Source organism: Nocardioides plantarum (assembly GCF_006346395.1).
Taxonomy (GTDB): domain Bacteria; phylum Actinomycetota; class Actinomycetes; order Propionibacteriales; family Nocardioidaceae; genus Nocardioides; species Nocardioides plantarum.
Window position 1 is genome coordinate 1,240,920 of sequence record NZ_VDMS01000001.1, and the last position, 22,138, is coordinate 1,263,057.

23 protein-coding genes are annotated in these 22,138 nt (G+C 71.7%); 9 read left to right on the top strand and 14 right to left on the bottom strand.

Features of this window, described 5'->3' with window-relative positions:
* Positions 1–7 precede the first annotated feature (7 nt).
* Complete coding sequence (gene rpsJ, locus FJQ56_RS05790) at positions 8–316, bottom strand: 30S ribosomal protein S10 (protein ID WP_008360994.1); 309 nt, start codon at positions 314–316, stop codon at positions 8–10.
* A gap of 560 nt (positions 317–876) precedes the next feature.
* Here rpsJ and FJQ56_RS05795 point away from each other — a divergent pair.
* The 6 genes from FJQ56_RS05795 (at position 877) to FJQ56_RS05820 (ending at position 6,621) form a co-directional block, all read left to right on the top strand.
* Positions 877–1,365, top strand: a complete 489-nt coding sequence (locus FJQ56_RS05795; protein WP_140008201.1) for a carboxymuconolactone decarboxylase family protein — start codon at positions 877–879, stop codon at positions 1,363–1,365.
* Between the two features lie 98 nt (positions 1,366–1,463).
* Positions 1,464–2,504, top strand: coding sequence for a hypothetical protein (locus FJQ56_RS05800; protein WP_140008202.1), 1,041 nt, complete (start codon positions 1,464–1,466; stop codon positions 2,502–2,504).
* A 16-nt stretch (positions 2,505–2,520) separates the two neighbouring features.
* On the top strand, positions 2,521–3,138 hold the full coding sequence (locus FJQ56_RS05805; protein ID WP_140008203.1) for a DUF4129 domain-containing protein: 618 nt from the start codon (positions 2,521–2,523) through the stop codon (positions 3,136–3,138).
* Positions 3,135–4,319, top strand: a complete 1,185-nt coding sequence (locus FJQ56_RS05810; RefSeq protein WP_140008204.1) for a DUF4350 domain-containing protein — start codon at positions 3,135–3,137, stop codon at positions 4,317–4,319. Before FJQ56_RS05805 ends, FJQ56_RS05810 begins: the two co-directional genes overlap by 4 nt.
* Positions 4,316–5,329: an AAA family ATPase gene (locus FJQ56_RS05815; RefSeq protein WP_140008205.1), complete on the top strand. Its 1,014-nt coding sequence runs from the start codon at positions 4,316–4,318 to the stop codon at positions 5,327–5,329. The genes FJQ56_RS05810 and FJQ56_RS05815 overlap by 4 nt, the downstream gene beginning before the upstream one ends.
* A complete protein-coding gene (locus tag FJQ56_RS05820; RefSeq protein WP_140008206.1) occupies positions 5,329–6,621 on the top strand; it encodes a DUF58 domain-containing protein in 1,293 nt (430 codons plus the stop codon). Before FJQ56_RS05815 ends, FJQ56_RS05820 begins: the two co-directional genes overlap by 1 nt.
* Before the next feature lie 118 nt (positions 6,622–6,739).
* On the opposite strand, the gene FJQ56_RS05825 is transcribed toward FJQ56_RS05820, so the two are convergent.
* A complete protein-coding gene (locus FJQ56_RS05825) occupies positions 6,740–7,735 on the bottom strand; it encodes a stage II sporulation protein M (protein WP_140008207.1) in 996 nt (331 codons plus the stop codon).
* A gap of 231 nt (positions 7,736–7,966) precedes the next feature.
* Here FJQ56_RS05825 and FJQ56_RS05830 point away from each other — a divergent pair, with 231 nt between their 5' ends.
* Positions 7,967–8,719: an RDD family protein gene (locus tag FJQ56_RS05830; protein ID WP_246083999.1), complete on the top strand. Its 753-nt coding sequence runs from the start codon at positions 7,967–7,969 to the stop codon at positions 8,717–8,719.
* Here FJQ56_RS05830 and FJQ56_RS05835 read toward each other — a convergent pair.
* From FJQ56_RS05835 to FJQ56_RS05875, 9 genes are all read right to left on the bottom strand, one after another.
* Positions 8,703–10,043 (bottom strand): MFS transporter, encoded by a 1,341-nt coding sequence (locus FJQ56_RS05835; RefSeq protein ID WP_246084000.1) that lies wholly within the window; start codon positions 10,041–10,043, stop codon positions 8,703–8,705. The genes FJQ56_RS05830 and FJQ56_RS05835 overlap by 17 nt on opposite strands.
* 9 nt (positions 10,044–10,052) lie before the next feature.
* On the bottom strand, positions 10,053–10,808 hold the full coding sequence (trmB, locus tag FJQ56_RS05840; protein WP_140008208.1) for a tRNA (guanosine(46)-N7)-methyltransferase TrmB: 756 nt from the start codon (positions 10,806–10,808) through the stop codon (positions 10,053–10,055).
* A 65-nt stretch (positions 10,809–10,873) separates the two neighbouring features.
* The gene (locus FJQ56_RS22370; RefSeq protein WP_211350760.1) at positions 10,874–11,308 is read right to left on the bottom strand and encodes a hypothetical protein; all 435 of its coding nucleotides are present in this window, start codon (positions 11,306–11,308) and stop codon (positions 10,874–10,876) included.
* A gap of 84 nt (positions 11,309–11,392) precedes the next feature.
* Positions 11,393–12,586: an elongation factor Tu gene (gene tuf / locus FJQ56_RS05850; protein WP_140008209.1), complete on the bottom strand. Its 1,194-nt coding sequence runs from the start codon at positions 12,584–12,586 to the stop codon at positions 11,393–11,395.
* Between the two features lie 97 nt (positions 12,587–12,683).
* Entirely contained in the window at positions 12,684–14,798 is a 2,115-nt protein-coding gene (gene fusA / locus FJQ56_RS05855) for an elongation factor G (RefSeq protein WP_140008210.1), read from the bottom strand.
* Between the two features lie 74 nt (positions 14,799–14,872).
* Positions 14,873–15,343 (bottom strand): 30S ribosomal protein S7, encoded by a 471-nt coding sequence (gene rpsG, locus FJQ56_RS05860; protein ID WP_140008211.1) that lies wholly within the window; start codon positions 15,341–15,343, stop codon positions 14,873–14,875.
* A complete protein-coding gene (rpsL, locus tag FJQ56_RS05865; protein WP_134766928.1) occupies positions 15,343–15,717 on the bottom strand; it encodes a 30S ribosomal protein S12 in 375 nt (124 codons plus the stop codon). The genes rpsG and rpsL overlap by 1 nt, the downstream gene beginning before the upstream one ends.
* A 252-nt stretch (positions 15,718–15,969) precedes the next feature.
* Positions 15,970–17,265 (bottom strand): MFS transporter, encoded by a 1,296-nt coding sequence (locus FJQ56_RS05870; RefSeq protein ID WP_140008212.1) that lies wholly within the window; start codon positions 17,263–17,265, stop codon positions 15,970–15,972.
* Positions 17,266–17,272: 7 nt separating this feature from the next.
* Complete coding sequence (locus tag FJQ56_RS05875) at positions 17,273–17,722, bottom strand: MarR family transcriptional regulator (protein WP_246084001.1); 450 nt, start codon at positions 17,720–17,722, stop codon at positions 17,273–17,275.
* 370 nt (positions 17,723–18,092) lie between these two features.
* Between FJQ56_RS05875 and FJQ56_RS05880 the strand changes: the two genes are divergently transcribed.
* A complete protein-coding gene (locus FJQ56_RS05880; protein WP_246084002.1) occupies positions 18,093–18,383 on the top strand; it encodes a DUF2530 domain-containing protein in 291 nt (96 codons plus the stop codon).
* Position 18,384: 1 nt separating this feature from the next.
* Here FJQ56_RS05880 and FJQ56_RS05885 read toward each other — a convergent pair whose 3' ends face one another.
* Entirely contained in the window at positions 18,385–19,179 is a 795-nt protein-coding gene (locus tag FJQ56_RS05885) for a DUF3027 domain-containing protein (protein ID WP_140008214.1), read from the bottom strand.
* A 101-nt stretch (positions 19,180–19,280) separates the two neighbouring features.
* Here FJQ56_RS05885 and FJQ56_RS05890 point away from each other — a divergent pair, with 101 nt between their 5' ends.
* A complete protein-coding gene (locus FJQ56_RS05890; protein ID WP_140008215.1) occupies positions 19,281–20,807 on the top strand; it encodes an MFS transporter in 1,527 nt (508 codons plus the stop codon).
* Positions 20,808–21,028: 221 nt separating this feature from the next.
* On the opposite strand, the gene FJQ56_RS05895 is transcribed toward FJQ56_RS05890, so the two are convergent.
* The gene (locus FJQ56_RS05895; protein WP_140008216.1) at positions 21,029–21,424 is read right to left on the bottom strand and encodes a cold-shock protein; all 396 of its coding nucleotides are present in this window, start codon (positions 21,422–21,424) and stop codon (positions 21,029–21,031) included.
* Positions 21,425–21,477: 53 nt separating this feature from the next.
* Complete coding sequence (locus FJQ56_RS05900; protein WP_246084003.1) at positions 21,478–22,089, bottom strand: HAD family hydrolase; 612 nt, start codon at positions 22,087–22,089, stop codon at positions 21,478–21,480.
* Positions 22,090–22,138 lie beyond the last annotated feature (49 nt).

Consider the following 22,138-nt stretch of genomic DNA (forward strand, 5'->3'; position numbering starts at 1 on the left):
CCCGACCTCAGAGCTTGATCTCGATGTCGACGCCCGCAGGCAGGTCGAGACGCATCAGCGAGTCGACGGTCTTGGGCGTCGGGTCGATGATGTCGATGAGGCGCTTGTGGGTGCGCATCTCGAAGTGCTCGCGGGAGTCCTTGTACTTGTGGGGCGAGCGGATGACGCAGTACACGTTCTTCTCGGTCGGCAGCGGCACGGGGCCGGCGACCTTCGCACCCGTGCGGGTGACGGTGTCCACGATCTTGCGCGCCGAGGTGTCGATCACCTCGTGGTCATAGGCCTTGAGCCTGATGCGGATCTTCTGTCCCGCCATAGGTAGCTCGTCCTTCTCGCTCGTCCTGCGTCTGGGTCTTGGCTCCGCGTCCCACCCCCGCGGTCGGGCGTGTCGCCTGCTGTTGGAACAGACGATCCGCGCACGAACGCTTTCTGGCCCGTGGATCATGAGCCTGGAGGTGGTGCTGATCGGGTCTCCAGTGCGGTGCGGCTGCTGCCACCACCACGTCACGGCGCAGCCCGTGGGGCCGTGCTGGGAGACGCGATTCAGTAGTCAAGACCTGCCACACCCCGGCAACCCGCCGGAGCAACCTGGATATCTTGGCAGACATCGGCGCGTGGTTCCAACTTCACGCCGACGATGTGCCTCGAGCTTGCTCGCAGCACGTCGTCAGGGCGGGAGGTCGAGCGAGCACGGAGCGCCCGTCGCGAAGCGTCGGGCGGTCCGAGCGCAGTCGAGACCCGACGCCGCACCCGTGCCGCGAGCTTGCTCGCCGCCACTGACGGACTACCCCCGCGGCCGGCTCCGTCGTACTGTCGGCACGGCAGAACGAGAACACGTTCTACATGGCTGCGGTGCGGACGACGAAGGGACACCACATGAGGATCGACGTGCCCGAGGGCAAGGACCCCATCATGTACGTCTGGGGCGAGATGGTGCCGGGCATCGGGCCTGCCGCGGCCGGCTTCGCCCAGAGCGTCTACTCCCACGGCACCCTCGGGCTCCGCGAGTTCGAGGCCGCCCGGCTGCGGATCGCGCAGATCAACGGGTGCCTGTTCTGCCAGGACTGGCGCACCGAGCGCGACGGCGTCACGGTCGAGGACACCTTCCCCGAGGCGGTGACCGCCTGGCGCACGACGTCGGACCTCGACGAGCGCGCCCGGCTCGCCGCCGAGTACGCCGAGCGCTACGCCCTCGACCACCACGGCCTCGACGACGACTTCTGGTCCCGGCTCAGGGCGGCGTACTCGGACCGGGAGGTCGTCGAGCTGTCGATGTGCCTCGGATCGTGGCTGTCGTTCGGACGTCTCAACCGGGTGCTGGGCCTCGACGAGGCGTGCGTGCTCCCCCACGTCGCGACCAGATGACAGGATGTCCTCCCCGCCACCTGCGATGAGGACTCATGTCGGACTTCCCGCCCCCCGGCTCGCCCCCGCCGCCCGGAGCGCCACCGCCCGGTGAACCCGTGGGTCCGTCGCGCTGGGGGCCGGCGACCCCGGCACCGCAGCCCGGCTCCGTCGTCCCCCCGCCACCGGGGTGGGCGCCCCAGCACGGCATGCACGGGGCGGTCCACAAGCCCGGCGCGATGCCGCTGCGGCCGCTCTCGCTCGGCCAGATCTACGACGCGGCGTTCCGCATCATCCGGTTCAACCCCAAGGCGACCGTCGGCTCGGCGGTGCTCGTGGCCGCGGTCGCCATGGCGCTGCCGGTGCTCGTCGTCGGGGTGCTGACCTGGACCGTCGGGCTCACCTACGACCCGTCGGCGACGACGATCGACGACGAGGACCTCGTCGGCTACGTGGTCGCCTACGGCTCCTACGCCGTCGCCGCACTGCTGCAGGGGATCGGCCTGATCCTGGTCACCGGCATGGTGGTGCACGTGACCGCGGCCGCCGCGGTCGGCAGGCGGCTGAGCCTCGGGGAGGCGTGGGCCGCCACCCGCGGGCGCCGTTGGCGGCTCGTCGGTCTCGCGGTCGTCCTCGGGCTGGCGACGCTGCTCATCCTCGCGATCTACGCCGCGCTGGTGGTCGTCGTCGTGCTGACGACCTCGACCCTGGTCAGCGTCCTGGTCATCGTGCTGTCGGTGCCGGTGCTGATCGCCGTCATGGCGTGGTTCTGGATCCGGGTCTACTACCTCCCGGTGCCGGCGCTGATGCTGGAGGACCTCGGCGTCGTCGCCAGCATCGCCCGCGGCTACCGGCTCACCCGCGGCGGCTTCTGGCGCATCCTCGGCATCGCACTGCTGACGGTCCTCATCGGCGGCGTCGCCGGGCAGGTGCTCGGCGTCCCGTTCACCATCGCCGGCACCGTGGGCTCCCTCGCGGTGGGCGACGACCTCGCCCTGTTCGTCACGATCCTGTTCACCGCGCTCGCCCAGGTCGCGTCGACCGCCTTCGTGGCGCCGTTCGGCGCCACGGTCACCTCGCTGCAGTACCTCGACCAGCGGATGCGCAAGGAGGCCTACGACGTCGAGCTGATGCGGCAGGCCGGGGTGCTCTCGTCGTGACGGCACCGTGCCGGACGTGGTGACGGGCCTGCGGCTCGACGCGCCGCTCGACCCCTCCGGCGACGAGGCCCGCCGGCTGCTGCGGCGCGAGCTCGCCGATCCGGCGTACTTCCAGGACAACCTGCTCCAGCGCCTCCTCGACTGGCTCGGCCGCCAGCTCGACGGCAGCGTCGAGGGCGCCCGGGGCATCCCCGCCCTGACGTGGCTGGCGATCACGCTCATCGTGGTGCTGCTGGTCGGCGCCCTGGCGTTCCTGGCCTCGCGGGCCCGTCGTACGGTCCGCCGCGACGACACCGGCCCGGCCATCGTGCTGACCGGCGAGGTCGTGACGGCGGCGCAGCTGCGGGTCCGGGCCGAGCGCGCGCTGGCCGAGGGACGCCACGCCGACGCGGTCGTCGACGGCTTCCGCTCCCTGGCCCGCCGCCAGGTCGAGCGTGGTCGGCTCGAGGACTCCCCCGGCATCACCGCGCACGAGGTGGCGGCCGTCCTGGCCCACGAGTTCCCGCCCCAGCGCGAGCGGACCGCGACCGCGGCCGACCTCTTCGACGCCGTGATGTACGGCGAGCGCCCGGCCACCCGCGACCAGGCGCTCGCCGTGCTCGACCTCGACCTCGCCCTGGCAGGGGCCCGGTGACCGGCATCGGCACGCCGGACGCGCCCACCGGCCCGGCCGCGCCGGCCGCGCCGGCCGCCGCGGCGTCCAGGCGCCCCGGTCCGATCGGCTGGCTGCGCCGTCACCGCACCGCGCTGGTGATCGCGGCGTTCCTGCTCCTCGCCGTCGTCGTCGCGCTGCTCACCCGCGGCGGACCGACGGGCGAGTCGGCGTCGTACGACCCGGCCAACGCGGGCGGGGACGGCGCGCGGGCGGTGGCCCGGGTGCTCGACGACCAGGGCATCGACGTCGACGTCGTCCGCTCCGCCGACGAGCTCGCCGACGCCGGGGCCGACCGCCGCACCACCGTGGTGGTCACCTCCGCCCGGCAGCTGGGCGAGAGCACGGTCGAGCGGCTGCGCCGCGACGCCGGCGGCGCCCGTATCGTCGTGGTCGACCCCAACCCCGAGCTGCTCCAGCTGCTCGGCCGGTCGGGGTCCGACGGCGCGGCCGACACCGACGGTCCGATCGCGGCCGACTGCGCTCCCTTCGACGGCCTGGCGATCGCGGTCGACGACGCCACCCGGATGCCGGTCGACGACGGCACCGCCTGCTTCGACGCCACGCTCGTGACCAGTGACGACGTGGTGCTGCTGGGAGCGCCCCAGCTGCTCACCAACGACCAGGTCCTGCGTGCCGACAACGCCGCCGTGGCGCTGCGGCTGCTCGGTCAGCAGGACCGCGTCGTCTGGTACGTCGCGTCCTACGACGACCTCGTCGGCGACGACGGCGTCGACTTCTGGTCGCTGGTGCCCGACTGGACCGGTCCCGGGATCGCGCTGCTGGCGCTCGGCGTGCTCGCGCTCATCGGGTGGCGCGGACGCCGGCTCGGCCCGCTGGCGACCGAGCCGCTGCCCGTCGTGGTCAAGGCGATCGAGACGACCCGCAGCCGCGGCCGGCTCTACCGTCGAGCCGGCGACCGCACGCACGCCGCGGAGATCCTGCGCGCGGCGACCCGCGACCGGGTGCGCACCCGGTTGCGCCTGGGACCGATCGTCGACGAGGCCGCGCTGGTACGCGACGTCGCACGCCACGTGGACCGCCCCGAGGCCGAGGTCGCCGACCTCCTCGGGACGTTCGGGCGTCGCCCCGGCACCGACCGTGACCTGATCAACCTGGCGGCCGCCCTGGCCGCTCTCGAGGAAGAGGTACGCCGCTCATGACGTCGCTCGACAAGTCCCCCGACTCGCCCGACTCGCCCGCCGACGGAGCCGACAGGGCCGACGGCGCCGCGCGCGAGCGGCTGGTCGCCGTACGCCACGAGGTGGCCAAGGCCGTCGTCGGCCAGGACGCCGCGGTGTCCGGGCTGCTGGTCGCGATGCTCTGTGGCGGCCACGTGCTGATGGAGGGCGTGCCCGGCACGGCCAAGACGCTGCTGGTGCGCACCCTCGCGGCGTCGCTGTCGGTCGAGACCCGCCGGGTGCAGTTCACCCCCGACCTGATGCCCGGCGACATCACCGGCTCGATGGTCATCGACTCCCAGGCCGGCGAGCTGTCGTTCCGCGGCGGGCCGGTGTTCACCAACCTGCTGCTCGCCGACGAGATCAACCGGACGCCCCCCAAGACCCAGTCGGCGCTCCTCGAGGCGATGGAGGAGGGGCAGGTGTCGGTCGACGGCGTCTCCCACCTGCTGCCGCGCCCGTTCCTGGTGGCGGCCACCCAGAACCCTGTCGAGTACGAGGGCACCTATCCGCTGCCCGAGGCCCAGCTCGACCGGTTCCTGCTCAAGCTGGTGCTGCCGATCCCCGAGCGGGCCGCCGAGATCGAGATCCTCACCCGGCACGCGGCCGGGTTCGACCCGCGCGACGTGCGGGCGGCGGGGGTCACCGCGGTCGCCTCCGGCGCCGACGTCGAGGCCGGGCAGCGTGCCGTGAAGACCGTGCAGGTCAGCCCGGAGGTGGCGACCTACATCGTCGACATCGCCCGGGCGACCCGCCAGTCCCCGTCGCTGTCGCTGGGCGTCAGCCCCCGCGGTGCGACCGCGCTGCTGCGGGCCGCCCGCGCGTGGGCGTGGCTCTCGGGTCGCGACTTCGTGACGCCCGACGACGTCAAGTCCCTCGCGCACGCGACCCTGGTGCACCGGCTCGGCCTGCGACCCGAGGCCGAGCTCGAGGGCGTCGACGTGGCGCAGGTGCTCGCCTCCGCTCTGGGTTCCGTGCCCGTCCCCCGCTGATGACGATCTCCGGACGGGTGCCGCTGCTGGTGCTGCTGGGCTTCGCCGCGGTGCTCGTGCGGCCGACCGGCAGCACCGTCTGGCTCTGGCTGGTCCTCGTGCTCGTCCTGTGCGGGGTCGACCTGCTGCTCGCCCCGCGGCCCACCTCGTTGTGCCTGGCGCGTCGACCCGTCGGCACGGTCCGCCAGGGCGAGCCGATCGAGTCGCTGCTGGCCGTCGACAACACCTCGACCCGGACGGTACGAGGCGTCGTACGAGACGCGTGGCAGCCCACCGCCGGCGCCACGTCCAACCGGCACCGGATCCGGCTCGGCCCCGGCGACCGCGCCGCCCTCGTCACGCCGCTCCTCCCCCGACGGCGCGGCGACCTGCATGCGCTCGGGGTCACCCTGCGGCTGCGCGGTCCGCTCGGTCTCGTGGCTCGCCAACGCACGATCGCCGTGCCCGGCACGGTGCGGTCGCTGCCGCCGTTCGACTCCCGCAAGCACCTGCCGTCACGGCTCGCGCGCCTGCGCGACCTCGACGGGCGCTCCGCGGTCCGGGTGCGCGGACAGGGCACCGAGTTCGACTCGCTGCGCGAGTACGTCCGCGGTGACGACGTCCGCTCCATCGACTGGCGTGCCTCGGCTCGCACCCCCCACGTCGTGGTCCGCACCTGGCAGCCCGAGCGCGACCGTCGGGTCGTGCTCGTCCTCGACACCTCCCGTACGTCGGCCGGGCGGGTCGAGGACGTCCCCCGGCTCGACTCGGCGATGGACGCCGCGCTCCTGCTCGCGGCGCTGGCCGCCCGGGCCGGGGACCGCATCGACTTCGTCGCCGGGGACCGGCGGGTCCGCTCGCGCCTGCGGTCGGCCGGCGCCCGCGAGGTGTCGGCGCGCCTGCAGGACGCGATGGCCGACCTGGAGCCGGTCATCGCCGAGGCCGACTGGGACGCCCTCGCCGGCGCCGTCCAGGGCCTGGGGCGGCAACGCGCGCTGGTCGTGCTGCTCACGCCCCTCGAGCCGAGCGCGATCGAGGAGGGGCTGCTCACGGTGCTGCCCGCGCTCACGCGCCACCACCGGGTGGTGCTCGCCTCGGTGCGCGACCCCGAGCTCGACCGGCTCGCCAGCACGCGCGACACCATCGACGAGGTGTACGACGCCGCGGCGGCCGAGCAGTCCGGCTCGCGTCGTCGTCGTACGAGCGAGCTGTTGACGAAGCTCGGTGTCGACGTGGTCGACGCCGACGCCGAGCGACTGCCCCCTGCCCTGGCCGACCACTACCTGTCGCTGAAGGCTCGGGGGTTGTTGTAGGTTGCCCGACCCGTGCGATCGAACGAGTCGGTCGGCCCGAGGAGCACCATCAGCCCGCCGACCCGTTCGATCGAACGGGTTGGTCGGCCCACCCGCCCGGTGACCCAGCGACGTGCCCTCAGGCCTGGGTGGCGACCTTGTCCTCGAGCAGGTCGGCCGACAGGTCGCCGGTCTCGCCCTCGGCGACGGCGCGCCGGCCCAGGACGAACACGTAGGCCAGGAACGCGACCTCGGCCAGGACGCCGATGGCGAGCCGTGCCCACGTCGGGAGCGGCGAGGGCGTCACGAACGCCTCGATGACGCCGCTGACCAGCAGCACCACGCCGAGCCCCATCGCGACGGTCACCGCGGTCCGGCCCTCGCGGGCCAACGACGCGGCACGGGACAGTTCCCGTGGCTCGATCCACGACCAGAACAGCCGCAGCCCCACCCCGCCGGCCACGAAGATCGCGGTCAGCTCGAGCAGGCCGTGCGGGAGGATCAGGCCGAAGAACACCTGGCCGCGGTCGGCTCGGATCATGATCGAGCCGATGATCGCGACGTTGAGGACGTTCTGGAACAGCAGGTAGACGACCGGCAGCCCCAGGATCCCCAGCGCGATGCACAGCGCGGCGACGCGGGTGTTGTTGAGCCACACCAGGCTGGCGAAGCTCTGGGCGGGGTTCTCGCTGTAGTAGCTCTCGAAGTCGCTGTTGACCAGCTGGTCGACCTCCTGCGGCGAGAGCAGCGTCTGCTCGACGTTGGGGTGGTCGAGCAGCCACAGCATGATCACCGCCATGGCGAGGACGTTGAGCGCCAGGCAGCCGAGCCACCACCACCGCAGCCGGTAGAGCGCCGCCGGGAACCGGTGGGTGAAGAACCGGCCGACCGACCTCCAGGTGGCGGTGCGGGTGCCGACCAGCTTGATCCGGGCGCGGGCCAGCAGCGAGGACAGGTAGGAGATCAGGTGGCTGTCGGGGGCGGAGGTCCGCACGACCGACAGGTGGGTGGCCACCTGCTGGTAGCGCTCGACCAGCTCGTCGCTGGCGGATCCGTCGAGACCGCGGCGCCCCACCAGCTCCTCGAGCCGCTGCCACTCGTGCGAGTGCGCGAGCACGTAGGCGTCGAGGTCCACGCCCACACCCTAGGGCGGCGACGTACGCCGGCGCGCGGCCCGACCGCGACCTGGGAGACTGGTGTCGTGGCCGGCCCTGGATCTCGAGACACGCCGCGCTCTCAGCCGCTCACGCGGCCGAGTGCGCCGGCGCCCTCGATCTCCCGGCCTGGTTCCTCGTCCGAGCAAGGTCGGCCGAGGGGCCGTGAGTTCGCGACGATCACCGGTGACGACCTGGTCACCGGTGAGGCCGTGGCGCTCGATCTGCCGCCGGCGAGCCTCGGCGCCCGGATCGCCTCGGGCCTGATCGACATCGCCGTCACCTTCGTGGCGCTGTTCGTCCTGCTCGTGGTGTTCGCGATCGCCTCCCTCGACACCGACCCGGCCTTGGCGCAGGCCGCGGTCATCGCGGTCACGCTCCTGGTGCTCGTCGTCGCGCCGACCACGCTCGAGACGCTGACCCGTGGCCGATCGCTCGGCAAGCTCGCTCTCGGGCTCAGCGCGGTCCGCGACGACGCCGGCCCCATCTCGTTCCAGCACGCGCTGGTCCGCACGCTCATCGGTGTGGTCGAGATCTACGCGTTCGCGGGTGCGCCGGCGTTCTTCTCGATGCTGCTGAGCAGCCGCGGCAAGCGACTGGGCGACTACGCCGCCGGGACCTACGTCGTCCGCACCCGGGTGCCGCTCGCCCTGCCGCCCCCGCCGCTGGTGCCCTACCACCTCGCAGGCTGGGCCGCCCGGGCCGACATCGCCTCGCTGCCGACCGGGCTCGCCCTGGCCGTGCGGCAGTACCTCGGCCGGGCCGCGGCGCTCGACCCCGCGTCCCGCGCCGACGTCGGGGGGCGACTGGCCGAGGAGGTCAGCGCCTTCGTCGCGCCGCTGCCGCCCCACGGCACCAGCCCCGACGACTTCCTCGCGGCGGTGATCGGGGCGCGCCGCGACCGCGACCTGGTCCGGTTGCAGCGCCAGGACGCCGTCCGTCGACGGCTCACATCGAGTCGTTGACCGCGACGTCGGCGCCCTCGTGGTCGGCGCCGGGCTCGCGCTGCGGCGGGATCATCAGCACCGCCCCCGCGGCCGCGATGCAGAGGACGCCGGCCGTCATCCAGGCGCCGTAGTAGTCACCGGTGCCCTGGCGGACCAGCCCGGCGTAGCTGGCCGCGACGCCCGCGCCGACCATGTGGGCTGCGAAGACCCAGCCGAACACCACCCCGGCCCGCTCGACGCCGAAGTGGGCACGGCACAGCGCGACCGTCGGTGGCACGGTCGCGACCCAGTCGAGGCCGTAGAACACGATGAAGACGAACAGGCTGGGGTGCACGACGTCGGCCAGCAGGTAGGGCACCGCGAGCAGCGACAGCCCGCGCAGCAGGTAGTAGACGAGCAGCAGGTAGCGGCTGTCGACCCGATCGGTGAGCCAGCCGCTGGCGATCGTGCCGATGATGTCGAAGACGCCGATCAGGGCCAGCAGCGAGGCGGCGGTCGTCTGCGGCAGCCCGTGGTCGTGCGAGGCCGCGATGAAGTGGGTGCCGATCAGTCCGTTGGTGGACCAGCCGCAGATCCAGAACGTGCCGAAGAGGATCCAGAAGACCTTCGACCGGGCGCTCTCGCGCAGCGTGTCGATCGCGGTGCGGGCCGCGCCCCGGGTCGGCGCGGCGGCGGTGGCATCAGCCGGGTCCGCCGGGTCCGCGGGGTCCGACCGGTCCGCGCCGTACGCCGTCGTGCCGACCGAGGCCGGCGAGTCGGCGAGCACGAGCAGGACCAGCGGCACCAGCAGCAGCGCGAACCCCGCCACCAGCCCGGCCGCCCACCGCCAGCCCGGACCGTCGGCGAGGTGGGCGATCCCCGGGAGGAACACCAGCTGGCCGGTCGAGCTCGCGGCCGAGAACACCCCGATCACGACGCCGCGGTGGCGCACGAACCAGCGGTTGGCGACGATCGCCCCGAAGACAAGGGCGAGCGAGCCGGTGCCGATGCCGATCGCGAACCCCCAGAGCAGCCACAGCTGCCAGGCCCGGGTCATCACCAGCGTGAGACCGGAGCCCGCGGCCACCAGGGTCAGCGAGGCCGCCACGACCCGGCGGATGCCGAAGCGCTCCATCAGCGCGGCGGCGAACGGCGCCGTGAGGCCGTAGACGATCAGGTTGAGGCTGACGGCGCCCGAGGTCGTGCCGCGTGACCAGCCGAAGTCGTCCTCGAGCGGCTCGAGCAGGGCCCCGGTCGAGGACCGGAAGCCGGCAGCCGCGATGAGCGCCGCCATGGTGATCGCCGCGACCCACCACGCCCGGTGGATCCCGGTACGGCGCGGGGTCTCGAGCGTGGTGGTCACCGGAGCAGCCTAGGAGGCCTCGGGCCCGGTGGCGTGGGGTTCGGCGGACCGCGGACGTCGATCTCCCGCCAATCCGGGGCCGCCCGCGACACGGCGGTAGGCGAGGTCGGTGATCGACCGGCCGACGGCCAGGCCCTTGCGCTCGAACTTGGTGACCGGGCGCTCGGGCCACCGCTCGACCACACCGCCCTCGAGCCGGGGCTCGGCGTCGAGAACGGCGACCATCTGCTCGGCGTACGCCGCCCAGTCGGTGGCCAGCCGCCAGCTGGCCCCGGGGCGCAGCCGCCGGGCCGCCGTGGCGGCGAAGGCCGGCCCCAGCAGGCGGCGCTTGTGGTGCTTGGCCTTGTGCCACGGGTCGGGGAAGAAGGTCCAGAGCTCGTCGAGCGAGTCCGGCTCGACGAGGTGCTCGAGCACCCAGGCCGCGTCGACCTCGCAGACCCGGACGTTGGTCAGTCCGGCCTCGGCGACGCGCGCGAGCGTCTCGGCGACCCCGGGACGCCATACCTCGAGCGCCAGCACGTTGGTCGCCGGACGTGCTGCCGCCAGCGACACGGTCGCCTCGCCGATGCCGCTGCCGACCTCGATCGCGAGCGGCGCCGCGCGGCCGAACCACGGCGACCAGCTGAAGCCGGGCTCGTCGACGGCCTCGTCGGGCACGACCCAACGCCCGTGGTGGGCCTCCCACGCCGCGGCCTGTCGTGGGGTGAACCGGCTCCCGCGCCTGCTGTAGCTCAGCACCTCGCGGACGCGACGGCCGTCGTCCATTCGGCTCTGGTGCGGTCGCGGCGGGCGGGTCCGCTCCTCCCCCGCTCCGGTGGCTCCTGGCGCGCTCACCGGAGGGGCGCGACGGTGGGCGCCAGGCCGTAGTCGTCGTCGAAGGAGCCCGGCACGGAGAGGGCGATCACGACGAACGCGACGACGAGCAGGAGGGAGAGCACGAGGATGATCGTGCCGACGATGCCGCAGATGCGGCCGGCGTTGACGGTGCCGCGGCCGCCGTAGCGACCGCCCGAGGCGTCGATCTCACGCAGGGTACGTCCGCCCAGGACCCAGGCCACGGGCGAGAGCACCTGGCACAGCACGAGGCCGAGGATGCCGAGCACCAGCACGGTGGACGCGCTCGGGTGGTCCGGCGGCGGACCGAACGGCACCCCGGTCGGACCGGTCGCGACGTACGGCGTGGGCTGGTAGGGGTGGTAGGGATTGACCGGCGGAACCCCGGGCTCCTCCTGCGGGCGCTTGCCGAGGTCGGGCGTCTCGCTCATGGCCGACATGTTTTCACGCACGGACGAAAAGCAGCGAAGCCCCCCTGCCTCGCGGCAGGGGGGCTTCGACGTGGTGTCAGTCGATCACTTGGTGATCTTGACGACCCGGCCGGCGCCGACGGTGCGGCCACCCTCACGGATCGCGAAACGCAGGCCCTCGTCCATGGCGATGGGCTGGATGAGCTCCACGGCCATCTCCGTGTTGTCGCCCGGCATGACCATCTCGGTGCCCTCGGGGAGGGTCACGACGCCGGTCACGTCGGTCGTACGGAAGTAGAACTGCGGGCGGTAGTTGTTGAAGAACGGCGTGTGACGGCCGCCCTCCTCCTTCGAGAGGATGTAGACCGAGGCCTCGAAGTTGGTGTGCGGGGTCGTGGTGCCCGGCTTGATGACGACCATGCCGCGCTCGATGTCCTCGCGCTTGGTGCCACGGAGCAGGAGCCCGACGTTCTCGCCGGCCTGGCCCTCGTCGAGCAGCTTGCGGAACATCTCGACGCCGGTGACCGTCGACTTCTGGGCGGTCTCGCGGATGCCGATGATCTCGACCTCCTCGTTGACCTTGACGATGCCGCGCTCGATGCGACCGGTGATGACCGTGCCGCGACCGGTGATCGTGAAGACGTCCTCGACGGGCATGAGGAACGGCTTGTCGGTCTCACGCTCGGGGGTCGGGATGGCCTCGTCGACCGCGTTCATCAGCTCGATGATCGACTCGCCCCACTTCTCGTCGCCCTGGAGCGCCGGGAAGGCAGCAACGCGAACCACGGGAATGTCGTCGCCCGGGAACTCGTAGTCGGAGAGGAGCTCGCGCACCTCCATCTCGACGAGCTCGATGAGCTCCTCGTCGTCGACCATGTCGCACTTGTTGAGCGCCACGACGATCGAGGGAACACCGACCTGGCGGGCCAGGAGCACGTGCTCCTTGGTCTGCGGCATCGGGCCGTCGGTCGCGGCGACCACGAGGATCGCGCCGTCCATCTGCGCGGCACCGGTGATCATGTTCTTGATGTAGTCGGCGTGGCCGGGGCAGTCGACGTGCGCGTAGTGGCGCGCCTCGGTCTGGTACTCGACGTGCGCGATCGAGATCGTGATGCCGCGCTGCCGCTCCTCGGGAGCCTTGTCGATCTCGTCGAACGCCGAAGCGGCGTTCAGGTCGGGGTACTTGTCGTGCAGGACCTTGGTGATCGCTGCGGTCAGCGTCGTCTTGCCATGGTCGATGTGACCGATGGTGCCGATGTTGACGTGCGGCTTGGTCCGCTCGAACTTCGCCTTAGCCACGGGGGCTCCTCCTGGTGTGGGTTGGTACTTGACTCGTACAGATGATGGATGGTGCGCCGAGGGCTGCGACGCGCAGGGTCTCCGTCAGGGAGGGGACCTACTCGCCCCGAACCTTCTTGATGATCTCTTCGGCGATGTTCGTGGGAACCTCGGCGTAGGAGTCGAACTCCATCGAGTACGAAGCCTGGCCGGAGGTCTTGGACCTCAGGTCGCCAACGTACCCGAACATCTCGGACAGGGGCACGATGGCGTCGATGACCATGTCACCGTGACGCTCCTCCTGTGCCCTGATCTGGCCACGACGCGAGTTGATGTCGCCGATGACCGTGCCGAGGAAGCTCTCCGGCGTGATCACCTCCACGGCGAACACGGGCTCGAGCAGGACCGGCTTCGCCATGCGGGCGGCCTCCTTGAAGGCCTGGTTGCCGGCGATCTTGAACGCCAGCTCGGAGGAGTCGACGTCGTGGTAGGCGCCGTCCTCGAGCGTGAACTTGACGTCGACCATGGGGTAGCCGGCGAGCACGCCGAACGCCATGGCCTCCTGACCGCCCTGGTCGACCGAGGGGATGTACTCCTTCGGCACGCGACCACCCGAGGTCGCGTTGACGAACTCGTAGCCCGCGCCGACACCGGTCTCGGGGTCGATGTTGGGCCCGAGCGAGACGACGACCTTGGCGAACTGGCCGGAGCCACCCGTCTGCTTCTTGTGGGTGTAGGAGTGCTTGGTGACCTCCTTGCGCAGGGTCTCGCGGTAGGCGACCTGCGGCTTGCCGACGGTGGCCTCGACGCGGAACTCGCGCTTCATCCGGTCGACGAGGATCTCGAGGTGGAGCTCGCCCATGCCGGCGATGATCGTCTGACCGGTCTCCTCGTCCGCCTTGACGGTGAACGTGGGGTCCTCGTCGGACAGCCGCTGGATGGCGGTACCGAGCTTCTCCTGGTCGCTCTTGGTCTTGGGCTCGATCGCGACCTCGATCACCGGGGCCGGGAACGTCATCGACTCGAGGATGACCTGGTTGCTGGGGTCGCTGAGCGTGTGGCCGGTCTTGGTGTCCTTGAGACCCATGACGGCGACGATCTGACCGGCACCGACCGACTCGATCTCCTCACGCTTGTTGGCGTGCATCTGGTAGACCTTGCCGATCCGCTCCTTGCGGCCGTTGACCGAGTTGACCACGGTCGAGCCGGCGACGAGCTTGCCGGAGTAGACGCGGACGTAGATCAGCTTGCCGAGGTGGGGGTCGGTCGCGATCTTGTAGGCGAGACCGGAGAACGGCTCGTCGTCGGACGGCTGGCGACGGATCTCCTTGGACTCGTCGCGCGGGTCGTGACCGATGATCGCGTCGATGTCGAGCGGGCTCGGGAGGTACTTGACGACGGCGTCGAGCAGGGGCTGGACGCCCTTGTTCTTGAACGCGGTGCCGCACAGGACCGGGTTGAGCTTGTCGGCCAGCGTCGCCTTGCGGATGGCAGCCTCGAGCTCCTCGACGGTGAAGACGTCGCCGTCGTCGAGGTAGCGCTCCATGATCGCGTCGTCGGTCTCGGCGACGGTCTCGACGAGCTTCTCGCGGTACTCGGCAGCCTGCTCGGCGAGGTCGGCCGGGATCTCCTCGATCTCGTAGTCCTCACCGATCTTGGTCTCGCCGCGCCACACCAGGGCGCGCATGCCGACCAGGTCGACGACGCCGAGGAAGTCGGACTCGGCGCCGATGGGCAGCTGCAGCACCAGCGGGGTGGAGTTGAGGCGCTCGACCATCATGTCGACGCAACGGAAGAAGTCGGCACCGGTGCGGTCGAGCTTGTTGACGAAGCACATGCGGGGCACGGAGTACTTGTTGGCCTGGCGCCACACGGTCATCGTCTGCGGCTCGACACCGGCGACACCGTCGAAGACGGCGACGGCGCCGTCGAGGACGCGCAGCGAGCGCTCGACCTCGGCGGTGAAGTCGACGTGCCCGGGGGTGTCGATGATGTTGATCTGGTGGTCCTTCCACCAGCAGGTCGTCGCGGCGGACGTGATCGTGATGCCGCGCTCCTGCTCCTGCTCCATCCAGTCCATCGTGGCCGCACCCTCGTGGACCTCACCGATCTTGTAGCTGATACCGGTGTAGAAGAGGATGCGCTCGGTGGTCGTGGTCTTGCCGGCATCGATGTGCGCCATGATGCCGATGTTGCGGACGACGTTGAGGTCGGTCGTGATGTTGACAGCCACTGTTGTCAGCGTTCCTTAGAGGTCTGAGAGGGACTGGGTGGGCGAGGGCGCCGAGTCGGCGCCCCCGCCGCAGGTCACCAGCGGTAGTGGGCGAAGGCCTTGTTGGACTCGGCCATCTTGTGCGTGTCCTCGCGCTTCTTGACCGCGGCACCCAGGCCGTTGGACGCGTCGAGGATCTCGTTCATCAGCCGCTCGTGCATGGTCTTCTCACGGCGGTCGGCGGCGTAGCCGACGAGCCAGCGCAGCGCCAGCGTGGTGCCGCGCGTGCCCTTGACCTCGATCGGGACCTGGTAGGTCGCACCGCCGACGCGGCGGGACTTGACCTCGATGGCCGGCTTGACGTTCTCGAGCGCACGCTTGAGCGTGACGACCGGGTCGGTGCCGTTCTTCTCGCGGCATCCCTCGAGCGCGGTGTAGACGATGCGCTGGGCGACCTGCTTCTTGCCGTCCTGCAGCACCTTGCTCACGAGCTGGGAGACGAGCTGCGACCCGTAGATGGGGTCGGTGTCGATCGGCCGCTTGGGGGCCGGACCCTTGCGGGGCATTAGCTCTTCTCCTTCTTGGCGCCGTACTTGCTGCGACCCTGCTTGCGGTTCTTGACACCCTGGGTGTCGAGGGAGCCGCGGATGATCTTGTAGCGGACACCGGGGAGGTCCTTCACCCGGCCGCCGCGCACGAGCACGATCGAGTGCTCCTGCAGGTTGTGCCCGACACCCGGGATGTAGGCCGTGACCTCGACGCCGCTCGACAGGCGCACGCGGGCGACCTTGCGGAGGGCGGAGTTGGGCTTCTTCGGGGTGGTCGTGTAGACGCGGGTGCAGACACCGCGTCGCTGGGGTGATTCCTTCAGGGCGGGCGTCTTGTTCTTCGACACCTTGTCCTGGCGGCCCTTGCGGACCAGCTGCTGAATGGTGGGCACTCGGCGGTTCCCTCTCGGTCTACTCTCAGTGCTCGGCGCTCTGCCGCACACGGATGTCACGTGATGATGCGTGCCCCGCGAGCCCGGCGACCCCGATCGACTCGACCTGGTGCGCGGTGGGCGGACGAAGGTGTCCGGACCTGCCGGACACACAAGTGTCGAGCCTACTGGCCGCCCCACCCCGCAGCAAATTCACCGCCGCGGGGGCAGCGAGCTCGCGCCGACGTGCGAGCGGGACCCAGCCCCGGGGGCTCAGGTCGCCTGGACGACCTCGGGCGCCAGGTCGTCGAGGCGCCGTGCGGGCGGCGTACGGGAGGCGGCGAGGAGACCGCGCCAACCACCGGTCATCCGCGCGTAGACGGCGATCGCCAGGGCGACGCCGAACAGGGTGACGAGACCCCCGACCACCAGGGTCCACCGCGCCCCGAAGTGCTGGCCGACGAAGCCGATGATCGGCGACCCGAGGGGCGTGCCTCCCATCACGATCGTCATGTAGAGCGCCATCACCCTTCCCCTCATCTCCGGGGCCGCGCTGAGCTGCATGGTCGCGTTGGCGGAGTTGAGCATCGTCAGGGTGCAGAACCCGATGACCGGGGAGAACAGCGCGAAGGCCGTGAACGACGGCAGCGCCGAGGCCACCAGCAGCGCCGCACCGAAGCCGGTGCCGGCGATCACGAGCAGGCGCAGCCGGACGCGCACGCGGCGCGCCGCCATCAGCGCGCCGGTCAGCGACCCGACCGCGAGCGCCGACCCGAGGACGCCGAACTCCCCCGCTCCCTTGCCGAACACCTGGGTGGCCATCAGCGCCGAGGTGATCATGAAGTTCATGCCGAAGGTGCCGGCGAAGAAGACCAGCACCAGGATCATCACCATGCGTGGCTGGCTGCGGACGTAGCGGACCCCCTCGAGCAGAGCCCCCGGTCGGCGTCCGGTCGGCTTGGGCGAGTGGAGCTGGGCCAGGTCCATGCGCTGCAGCTGGGCGATGATCGCCAGGTAGCTGACGGCGTTGATCAGGATCACCCAGCCGGTGGCCCGGGTGCCGTCGCCGAGCGCGTGGATCATGAGCCCGGCGATGGCCGGACCGAGGATCCGAGCGAGGTTGAAGCTCGCGGAGTTGAGGCCGACCGCGTTGGTGAGGTCGTCGGGCCCGACCATCTCGGACACGAACGACTGGCGCGCCGGGGCGTCGAACGCCGAGCCGATGCCGAACACGACCGCGATCACGTAGACCTGCCACGTCTGGGCCGCCCCACTGACGGCCAGCAGGCCCAGGAGCAGGCTGGCCACCCCCATCGCCGCCTGGGTCAGCTGCAGGAGCCGCCGCTTGGGGAACCGGTCGGCGATCACGCCGGCGTACGGCGAGAGCAGCAGCACCGGGAGGAACTGCAGACCGGTCGTGATGCCGAGCGCGGTGCCGCCGCCGCCGAGGGTCAGCACGAGCCAGTCCTGGGCGACGCGCTGCATCCAGGTACCCGTGTTGGACACCAGGGTGCCCGCGACGTAGAGGCGGTAGTTGTGGTTGCGCAGGGCGCGGAAGGTGGGACTCACGGGATGATCACTCGGCGTCGGCCAGTCTTTCCAGGATGGGGGCCGCCTCGCGGAGGACGGCACGTTCGTCGGGGGTCAGGTCGCGCAACCGGCGGGCCAGCCACTCGTCGCGTCGGCGACGGTCGGCCAGCAGCGTGCGGCGACCCAGGTCGGTCAGCACCACGACGACCTGGCGGCCGTCGGTCTCGTGACGGCGCCGCGCGACGTAGCCGTCGGCCTCGAGGAAGGTCACGGTGCGGGTCATGCTCGGCGGCTGCACCCGCTCGCGGGTCGCGAGCTCGCCGATGCTCAGGTCGCCGTGACGATAGAGACCGGCCAGCACGGCCATCGCGTTGAGGCTGAGCTCGTTGTCGGGGTGGCGCTCGCCAGCGAGCCGGCGGCGCAGGCGCATCACCGACATCCGGAGCTCGGAGGCGAGACCGGTGTCGGTGCGGGAGGCCTTCGCGACGGTGGGCATGTCGTTAGCGTAACTCATTACTCTTGCTAAGCATTCCCGGCGAGTGTTGGCTCTTCACGGTGCCGGTCCCACGGGGTCGGGGCGTCCGCGCGACCCGGAGATCTGGCGACGGGAGAGAATCCCGTGAACCTGGTTCACGACAATCGCTCCGGTCGAGCCACCGCCGAGGCCGGCGGTGCGTCAGCCACCGAACCCACCCGCCCGAGGCCCCAGAACGGTGGCTCACGCACCGCCCGACCCGAGCACCACGAGACCTGGGGACGAGAGGACGTCGCTGCAGACGGCAAGACGCTGCGGGGGTCTCGAGGCTCGGCGCTAGCGCGCCTCACACCTCGACCGACGTAAGGCCGGGACGGCGTACGGTGAGCGGGTGGAGTTCCGCGACGACCAGCCGATGCAGCACGAGTTCAGGAACAAGACCTACGTGCTGGCCGACGTCGAGCCGCTCGACGTCGACGGGGTGCGTACGGTCGAGGTCGGGACGGGGCTGTTCTTCCTGGCCTTCGTCGGGCTGCTGCCGTTCTACGGCCGGCTGCAGGAGGACGGGCACACCTGGGTGCTGTGGATGTGCCTGGCGGGGATGGGCCTGGGGCTGTTCGGGCTGGAGTACTGCCGTCGCCGGCGTCGCGCCCGCCACGAGCGCGACGCGGACGTCGGGTAGGTCAGAAGACCTCGTAGTCGTCGAGACCGAGGGTGTCGAGGACGTGGTCGGGCGTGGGCAGCGGCTCGTGCTTCTTGGCCAGGCGGACCTCGGAGTGGGCACCGCAGCCGTGCTGGAAGGCGACGACCCGGCCGTCGTCGTTGGCGTCGCCGTTGGCGCACACGCCGAAGGTCTCGGACAGCGAGCCGGAGATCCGCAGCAGGAACCCGCAGGTCGAGCAGGGCTCCGGGGCGCCCTGGGCCAGCGCCGACTCGGGGCCGCCGTCGCCGTCGTACCAGCGCTGGGCGGCGAGGTCGCGGCCCTCGGGTGACAGGGTGCGGACCCGACCCAGGCCGAGGTCCTTCGCGACGGTACGGATCTGTGCCTTGGCGTCGTCGTCGAGCGGGTCGTCGCCGAAGGAGTAGGTCGGCACCAGGCGGGGGTCGTCGTCGTCGACCGGCAGCAGGTCGCCGGGCGACATGTCGCCGGGCCGGATGCGCTCGCGGTAGGGCACCCAGGCGGGCGCGGTGATCGCCTCGGCGCCCGGGATCAGCACGACCTCGGCGACGGTGACGGGCTTCTGGCGGTAGGCGCGCACGACGGTGACGGCCCAGCGCCAGCCGGAGTAGCCCGGACGGCTGCACGCGAAGAAGTGGGTGACGGTGCGCTCGGCCTCGGTCTCGGCCTCGACGCCGAGGTGGTCGCCCACCTCGCTGGCCGGGACCTCCTCGAGGAGCGCGGCGCGCGCCACGTCGACGGCGCGGGCGGCCACGCTGTCGGGCTGGCTGCGTACCGAGGCGGTGAGGGACGTCGTCACGGGCGCAAGTGTGACCGATCCGGCAACCGGCTGTCAGGTCGGGGGCGGACAGCGGCAGGTCGCGGGCCACGCCGTCGGCGCCTCGGGGCAGGATGGACCCCATGACCTCCGGCCCCGGCGACGCCCCGCCTCCCGGCGGACACGACCCGCAGCCCGCCGAGGTGCACACCGCGTACGCCGAGCGCGACCCGTCCCCCGGGGGCTCGACCTCCACCGGCGCCGACCGGGCCCGTGCGGTCGGTCAGGGCCTCGGTACCGGCGCCAAGGCCACCGCCCGCGGGGTGAAGGCCTCGGCACGCGTGACCGGGCGCTTCGGGCGGTTCGCGGTGACCCAGGCCAAGCGGGCAGCCAACGCGCAGGGGGCCGAGCAGTCCGGCCTCAACCGCCTCATCTACCTGCACGCCGCCAACGCCGCCGGCGACGCCGCGGTCACCATCTCGCTAGCCACCACCGTGTTCTTCGCCGGCGCGACGAGCGAGGCCCGCGGCCAGGTCGCCCTGTTCCTGGCGCTGACGATGGTCCCGTTCGCCATCGTGGCCCCGCTGATCGGACCGTTCCTCGACCGGTTCAGCCACGGCCGTCGGTGGGCCATCGGCGCGACCTTCGCGATCCGGGGGTTCCTGTGCTTCGTGCTGGCCGGGGCGGTGGCCGACGACTCCGCGCTGCTCTACCCCGCCGCCCTCGGCGTCCTCGTGTCGTCCAAGGCCTACGGGGTCACCCGGGCCGCGGCGATCCCCCGGCTGCTGCCGAGCGACTCCACCCTGGTCAAGGCCAACGGCCGCGTCTCGCTCGCCGGTCTGGTCGGGGCGGGCATCTCCGCGCCGCTGGCCGGGGGCGCCGCCACCATCGGCCCGCAGTACTCCCTCTACTACGCGTTCCTCGTGTTCATCGTCGGCACGATCGCCGCGATCCTGCTCCCGGCCCAGGTCGACTCGACCGAGGGCGAGCAGCAGGTCAGCCTGCGCAAGGACACCTCCGGACCGCGCCGCGGCACCCAGATCCCACCCCAGGTGGCCTACGCGCTGCGCGCCAACTGCGGTCCGCGCTGGCTCTCGGGGTTCCTCACCATGTACATGGTGTTCCTGCTGCGCGACAAGCCGCTCGAGGGCTACGAGGACCGCCAGACGATCCTGCTCGGCATCGTCATCGGCGGCGCGGCCGTCGGCAACGCCATCGGGATCTTCCTCGCCTCGGTCCTGCGGCGGATCAACCCCGCCGTCACCGTGACGTTCGCGCTGCTCGCCGACGCGGCGATCGTGCTGGCCGGCACCCTCTTCTACGGACTGGCCGTCCTGGCCGGGCTGGGGCTCGTCGCCGGGCTGGCCCAAGCCCTGGCCAAGGTGTCCCTCGACTCGACCATCCAGAGCGGCGTACCGACGCACGTGCAGGCCAGCGCCTTCGCCCGCAGCGACACCACCCTGCAGCTGGCGTGGGTCGTCGGCGGCTTCATCGGCATCGCCCTCCCCCAGATCCCGCGGCTCGGCCTCGGCATCGCGTTCGCGGTGCTGGCGCTGTGGACGCTCTTCGTGCTGTCCTCGCGCCCCCGGGGACGTCGTCGCCCGCAGCCCGCACCGGCGCCGCCACCTCCACCCCCGGCCAGCACCCCGCCCTCGCTCCGCAAGGACTGACCGACCGCCTCAGACGACCACCACTCACACCAGGCACGCACGCACCCGAAGCAGACAGGCACGTGGGCACAGGCGCCCGGGCCCCACTCAAAGGCGACCACACGGCGCACGCCGAGGTCGGCCGGCCACCGCCCAGGTCGGCCCCGCGAGGTCAGGCCAGCGGCAGCGAGCCCAGGCGGTGCGGGGTCGCTGGGCGAGCCGGCCGAGCCTCGGCCAGACGATCAGCTCAGCTGGAGCTCGTCGGCGAGGGCGTGGAGCAGCATGGCGACGGGCTTGGCCGACTTGGGGTCGGGGTGGCGGCCGTGCCGGTAGGCCTCACCGATGCCGTCGAGGAGTCGGATCAGGTCCTCGACGATCGGGGCCATCTCGTCGGGGCGCTTGCGACGGGCCTGGGACTGGTTGCGGCTGACCGAGGCGGGCGCGTCGAGCACCTTGACCTGCAGGGCCTGGTCGCCCTTGCGGCCCTGGGCGATGCCGAACTCGACCCGGGTGCCGGGCTTGAGCGTGCCGCCGGCCGGGAGGGCGTCGGCGTGCACGTAGACGTCGGGACCGTCGTCCTGGGACAGGAACCCGAAGCCCTTGTCGACGTCGAACCACTTCACCTTGCCGTTGGGCACTGTTCCCACCTCTACGCGTGACGTGCTCGTCCGTCGGACGAGCGACCGTCACCTTATGTCACGTGGTCGTCGAGCCACGACGGGAAATCCTCGAGGCTGTCGAGCACCACGTCGGTGCCGGCGGCGATGAGCTCCGCACGGGTGCTGCCGCCGGTCAGGACCGACACGCTCAGCACGCCCGCGGCGCGGGCGCCCTCGACGTCGTGGACGTGGTCGCCGACGTACATCGTGGCGGCCTCGCGGCGCAGCACGTCGGCCTTGCCGACGCCCCAGACCCACCCCTCGAGGAGGTCGACGTCGAGGCCGAGGTGGTCGAGGTGCAGCCGGGCGTTGGGGGCGTACTTGCCCGTCACCACGAGGACCCGGCCCGCGTGACGGCGTACGGCGTCGAGGGCGAGCGCCGCTCCGGGCAGCAGCGGCACGGACGCGACGGCGTGCTCGGGGTAGAGGGCGCGGAAGCGGTCACCGGCCGCGGGGATGGCGTCGGCCGGCAGGTGGGGGGCGAGCATCAGGTCCAGCGGCGGCCCCAGCGCCGCGGTCATCTCCTCGACCGGGAAGGCGACACCGAGCTCGTCGCCGAGCGCCCTCAGCACCGCCACGAACCCGGGCGCGGTGTCGATGAGGGTCATGTCGAGGTCGAATCCGACGACCAGCGGGGAGGCCACGACGCCACCCTATTCACGTGCGCCCCACCTGTCGGTGGGCTCCTTCGCG